Source organism: Neorhizobium sp. T25_13 (assembly GCF_002968675.1).
GTDB classification, from domain to species: Bacteria; Pseudomonadota; Alphaproteobacteria; order Rhizobiales; family Rhizobiaceae; genus Neorhizobium; species Neorhizobium tomejilense.
Map to the genome: position 1 here is coordinate 1 of NZ_PVBI01000037.1, position 5,080 is coordinate 5,080.

Here is a 5,080-nt window from a genome sequence, read left to right on the forward strand (position 1 = left end):
CTCCCCCTGCGACGGTTGCTGCGTTTGATGACGCGAGCGGCTGGGTAAGCCCCTCCCCCTTGTGGGGAGGGGTTGGGGAGGGGTCTTCGCCCATGCGGCAAAGGAGGCAAATATCATGACCGCCCTCCTCCTCCGCGACCTCAAACTGTCGGTCCGCGCCGGTGGCGGCGCTCTAATCGGCGTCCTCTTTTTCATGACCGTCGTCGCGGTCGTCCCATTCGGCGTCGGCCCGGATCTCAATCTGTTGTCCCGCATCGGCCCGGCGATCGTCTGGATCGGGGCGCTGCTGTCGGCCCTGCTCGGCCTCGACCGCCTGTTCCAGACCGAGCGGGAGGACGGCTCGCTCGACCTGCTGCTGATGCAGGAACACCCGCTGGTGCTGACCGTGCTCATCAAATGCCTCGCCCACTGGCTCGGCAACGGCCTGCCGCTGGTGATCGCATCGCCGCTGCTTGGCCTGTTCATGAACATGGACGAGGTGGCGATCGGCGCCACCATGCTGACGCTCTTGGTCGGCACGCCGGCGCTGACCTTCATCGGCGCGGTCGGCGCGGCGGTGGCGGTGGCCCTGCCGCGGGGCGGGCTGCTCGTTTCGATCCTCGTCCTGCCGCTTGCGATCCCCGTGCTGATCTTCGGCGTCAGCGCTTCCTATGCGGCGGTCGAGGATCCTGCCCCGTTTATGCCGCCTTTCCTGATATTGGTGGCGATCACGATGTTTTTTGCCGTCCTCGGTCCGCTCGGCGCGGCACTGGCGTTGCGCAATGCCGGCGATTGACTAGAATCGGATTGAACGGGATCGGATCGACGACCGGCTAATTGACCAGGATCAAGCTGATTTTTCCGCGCGCATATTAGAAAGTGCCCATGACCGACAGCCTTGCCATCAGCAAATTTTCCGAGCTGGCCAACCCGACGCGGTTTCTGGCGCTGGCGGCCCGCATCTTGCCGTGGATGGTGGCGGCGACGATGATCCTCTTTGCCATCGGGCTCTATCTGAGCTTCACGACGGAAGGCGATTACCAGCAGGGCGCGACGGTGCGTATCATGTACGTGCATGTGCCAGCCGCCTGGCTGTCGATGATGTGCTACACGGTGATGGCCGTTTCGGCGATCGGCACGCTGGTCTGGCGCCATCCTCTCGCCGACGTCAGCCACAAGGCGGCAGCCCCGCTCGGCGCGGCCTTCACGCTGATCGCGCTAGCCACCGGCTCGCTCTGGGGCCGGCCGATGTGGGGCACATGGTGGGTGTGGGACGCGCGGCTGACCTCGGTCTTCGTGCTGTTCCTGATGTATCTCGGCCTGATCGCGCTCAACCGCGCCATGGACGATCCGTCGCGGGCGGCGCGCGTATCCGCTGTGCTGATCCTTGTCGGTTTCGTCAACATCCCGATCATCAAGTTCTCGGTCGACTGGTGGAACACGCTGCACCAACCGGCCAGCGTCATCCGCATGGGCGGCCCGACCATCGACCAGGAATTCCTCTGGCCGCTGCTGATCATGGCGATCGCCTTCACGACGCTGTTCTTCACCCTGCACACAATGGCAATGCGCAACGAGATCTGGCGCCGCCGCGTCGCCGCCCAGCGGCGGATGGCAGCGCGGATGGCCGGACGGGAAGCGTGAGACCATGAGCCATACCTTCTATATCGCCATGTCCTATGCCGTTTCGGCCATCGTCATCCTCTGTCTGATCGGCTGGACCTGGCTCGACGGCCGCGCCCGCAGGCAGGAACTGGCCGAGCTCGAAGCCTCCGGCATCCGCCGCCGCTCCGCCCAGACGAAGGATGACGCGGCATGAGCATCGAGACCGAAAATCAGCCCGCCGCACGCAAAAGCCTGGCGCGTTATGCGCTGCCGCTGATCCCGCTGGCGATTTTTCTCGGCTTTGCAGCGGTCGCCGGCAAGATGCTCTACGACCAGGACGTCAACGGTCGCGACGTTTCGGCCATCCCCTCGGCCCTGATCGGCAAAAAGGCGCCGTCGCTGGCGCTGCCGCCGCTGGAAGGCTCGAACACCGCGGCGCTGACGACCGCGGCGATCGCCGGCAAGCTGACGCTGGTCAACGTCTTCGCCTCCTGGTGCGTGCCCTGCCGGCAGGAACACCCGATCCTGAAGGAACTGGCGAACGACAGCCGGCTCACCATCGTCGGGATCAATTACAAGGACCGCAACGACAACGCGCTGCGTTTCCTCGGCGAACTCGGCAACCCCTATAAGGCGATCGGCATCGATCCGAACGGCAAGGCGGCGATCGACTGGGGCGTCTACGGCATTCCGGAAAGTTATCTGGTCGCCCCTGACGGCACGATCCTCTACAAAAAGGTCGGCCCCTTCGACGAGCGCAGCCTGACGCAGGACCTCATGCCGGCGATCGAAAAGGCGTCCGCGGGACGTTAGCGATCCCGCAGCCTTGTGGGCCGATTACGAATTTGGAAGAAGCACCTTTGGCCGCGCGGGACCTCTTGTCCGGCGCGGTTTTGGTTTGGGAATGGGGCAGGCGGTATCCGTTATGTGGGAGGTAGGTATTTGTGCCTGCCCCGACTGTTTTGATGGACTTTCGAGGATTGTCAGGCCTCGCCAACTACCTTTGCAGCCATCACCGGAACCGGGGTCCGAGAACCCTTGGATGAGGAGGCCGGTTCGCGAACCCGGTTTCCCATCCGATGACGGGGCGATTATCGAATGGGTGCGAGAGGCGGGGATGAATGGGAAAGCGAATATGGCTAAAGCGTTGATGAGGTTGGGCGGGTTTTTCTTGGGGCGAGGAAATCCTCCCCAGTCAAAACCCGTCCCGTGCTACAGCCCACCCTGCCACACCCGCACCGCATCGACCGGCCAGACGAGCATCAGCACGTTGAGCGTCAGGTTGTCGCGGATGATGTAGCCGGTCGCCAGCTCGAAGAAAATGGCGATGGCGACCGTCAGCCAAACCGGCAGACGCGAGGCGGCGAAGAAGCCGAGCGCCATGAACACCGTATCCATCGCCGAATTGAGAATGCTGTCGCCGGTATAACCGAGCGCCATGGTCGCCGTGCGGTAGCGGTCGATGATCAGCGGGGAATTTTCGGCAATCTCCCAGGCAGCCTCGATCAGGATCGCCAGCGAAAGCCGGGCCGCCAGCGGAGCGCGGCGCAGGATCAGCCAGCCGAGACCATAGAACAGGAAGCCGTGGATGATATGCGACGGCGTGTACCAGTCGGAGAGGTGCTGAGAATTGCCGCTGGTATTCACCCCGCCTTCCCAAAACTTCACATAACCGCATTCGCAGATCGGAATGCGGCCGATCGCGTAGAGGATCGCGATCTGGAGCAGAAAGAGGATGAGCGCGGCGAGAAACCAGCGCTTGGAGGACGAACTCGATGGAGAGAATTCCGCCGCCGTCACTTTTCGGCCTCGGCGTTGCCTGCGGTGTCCTGGACTGTGTGGCGCATGATCAGCGGCATCTGCGTCATCGTGAAGATCAGCGTGATCGGCATTGTACCCCAGACTTTGAAGGCTACCCAGAAGTTATCCGCCGCCTTGGCGTCGGGCAGGTAATAGGCGTTCGCGCCGCGCCAGACGATTTCGTTGAGGACGGCGAGGAACAGGAAGAACACGCCCCAGCGGATGGTCAGCTTGCGCCAGCCGGCATCATCGAGCTGGAAGGCCGCATTGAACACATAGCCGAGAAGCGATTTGCCGAACAGCAGGCCGCCGAGCAGCACGACGCCGAACAGCGTGTTGATGATGGTCGGCTTCATCTTGAAGAACAGCTCGTCCTGCAGCCAGATGCCGAGCCCGCCGAAAACGAGGACAACGATGCCGGAAATGAAGGGCATCATGGGCAGATGCCCGAGAACGACCTTCGAGACGACGAGCGAAATGACCGTCGCGACCATGAACAGGCCGCTGGCGATGAACAGCGGACCACCGAGCACCGAAAGCCATGGGAAGGTCGCGGCAAGCCATTCCCCGCGCAGATTGGCGAAGAAGAAGACGAGCAGCGGCCCCAGCTCGAGCGAGAGCTTCAGCATCGGATGGTGCCGGTCGGCGGCGGTGGGCGTCGTGTCGCTTTCGAATTTCATATACTGGTCAAACCTGCTTCGTCATGCCTTGGCTCTGCGCGAGTGCCAAGGCAGATTTGTGGCATCAATGGGCAATCCCGGCAATGGCGCGGGCAAAATCCTGCGCCTCGAAGGGTTCGAGATCGTCGACGCCCTCGCCGACACCGATGAAATAGACCGGCAGCTTGTGCTTGGCGGCAATCGCCACCAGGATGCCGCCGCGCGCCGTACCGTCGAGCTTCGTCATGATAAGCCCGCTGACCCCCGCAACGTTCCGGAAAATCTCGACCTGGTTCATGGCGTTCTGGCCGGTCGTGGCGTCCAGCGTCTGCAGCACGGTGTGCGGGGCGTCGGGATCGAGCTTGCCGAGCACGCGGACGATCTTTTCGAGTTCGGCCATCAGCTCGGTGCGGTTCTGCAGCCGGCCGGCGGTATCGATGATCAGCACATCGCTCTTGTTGGCGCGCGCCTGCTCGTAGGCGTCATAAGCAAGGCCGGCCGCATCGGCGCCGAGCTTGGTCCCGATAAACCCCGAGCCAGTGCGGTCCGCCCAGATCTTCAGCTGCTCGATCGCGGCGGCGCGGAACGTGTCGCCGGCAGCGAGCATGACCTTGAGGCCGGAGCCGGAGAGTTTTGCCGCGAGCTTGCCGATCGTCGTGGTCTTGCCGGTGCCGTTGACGCCGACGACAAGGATGACATGCGGCTTGTGATTGAGATCGAGCGCCAGCGGTTTGGCAACCGGGCCTAAAACCCTGGTGATCTCTTCGGCCATGATCCGAGACACGTCCTCGCCGGTTACGTCCTTGCCATAACGCTCGGAGGACAGCGCCCCGGTGACGCGCATGGCTGTCTCGACCCCGAGATCGGCCTGGATCAGCAGATCTTCGAGCTGTTCCAGCGTTTCTTCGTCCAGCTTGCGCTTGGTAAAGAGCGCACTGATCTGGCCGGTGAGCTGCGACGACGTGCGGGAAAGGCCGGCGCGCAGGCGCTGGAACCAGGTGAGCTTCGCAGCTGGCGCGACGGGTTCGGGCGTGGGT

7 protein-coding genes are annotated in these 5,080 nt (G+C 63.2%); 4 read left to right on the forward strand and 3 right to left on the reverse strand.

Annotated features, from left to right (window positions below; translation table 11 throughout):
• Positions 1–115 precede the first annotated feature (115 nt).
• The 4 genes from ccmB to C5J22_RS30765 all read left to right on the forward strand — a co-directional run bounded on the left by ccmB (position 116) and on the right by C5J22_RS30765 (position 2,397).
• Positions 116–775 carry a heme exporter protein CcmB gene (gene ccmB, locus C5J22_RS30750; protein WP_105441366.1) on the forward strand — a complete coding sequence of 220 codons (660 nt, stop codon included), beginning with the start codon at positions 116–118 and terminating at the stop codon, positions 773–775.
• A gap of 89 nt (positions 776–864) precedes the next feature.
• A complete protein-coding gene (locus tag C5J22_RS30755; protein ID WP_105441367.1) occupies positions 865–1,623 on the forward strand; it encodes a heme ABC transporter permease in 759 nt (252 codons plus the stop codon).
• A gap of 4 nt (positions 1,624–1,627) precedes the next feature.
• Complete coding sequence (gene ccmD / locus C5J22_RS30760) at positions 1,628–1,798, forward strand: heme exporter protein CcmD (RefSeq protein ID WP_105441368.1); 171 nt, start codon at positions 1,628–1,630, stop codon at positions 1,796–1,798.
• A complete protein-coding gene (locus tag C5J22_RS30765) occupies positions 1,795–2,397 on the forward strand; it encodes a DsbE family thiol:disulfide interchange protein (RefSeq protein WP_105441369.1) in 603 nt (200 codons plus the stop codon). Before ccmD ends, C5J22_RS30765 begins: the two co-directional genes overlap by 4 nt.
• 399 nt (positions 2,398–2,796) lie before the next feature.
• On the opposite strand, the gene C5J22_RS30770 is transcribed toward C5J22_RS30765, so the two are convergent.
• The 3 genes from C5J22_RS30770 to ftsY all read right to left on the reverse strand — a co-directional run.
• Positions 2,797–3,384 (reverse strand): DUF2585 domain-containing protein, encoded by a 588-nt coding sequence (locus tag C5J22_RS30770; protein ID WP_105441370.1) that lies wholly within the window; start codon positions 3,382–3,384, stop codon positions 2,797–2,799.
• Positions 3,381–4,064, reverse strand: a complete 684-nt coding sequence (locus tag C5J22_RS30775) for a septation protein A (RefSeq protein ID WP_105441371.1) — start codon at positions 4,062–4,064, stop codon at positions 3,381–3,383. The genes C5J22_RS30770 and C5J22_RS30775 overlap by 4 nt, the downstream gene beginning before the upstream one ends.
• Before the next feature lie 64 nt (positions 4,065–4,128).
• Positions 4,129–5,080, reverse strand: a 952-nt coding sequence (ftsY, locus tag C5J22_RS30780) for a signal recognition particle-docking protein FtsY (protein WP_105441372.1), incomplete at its 5' end; no start/stop codon positions are given.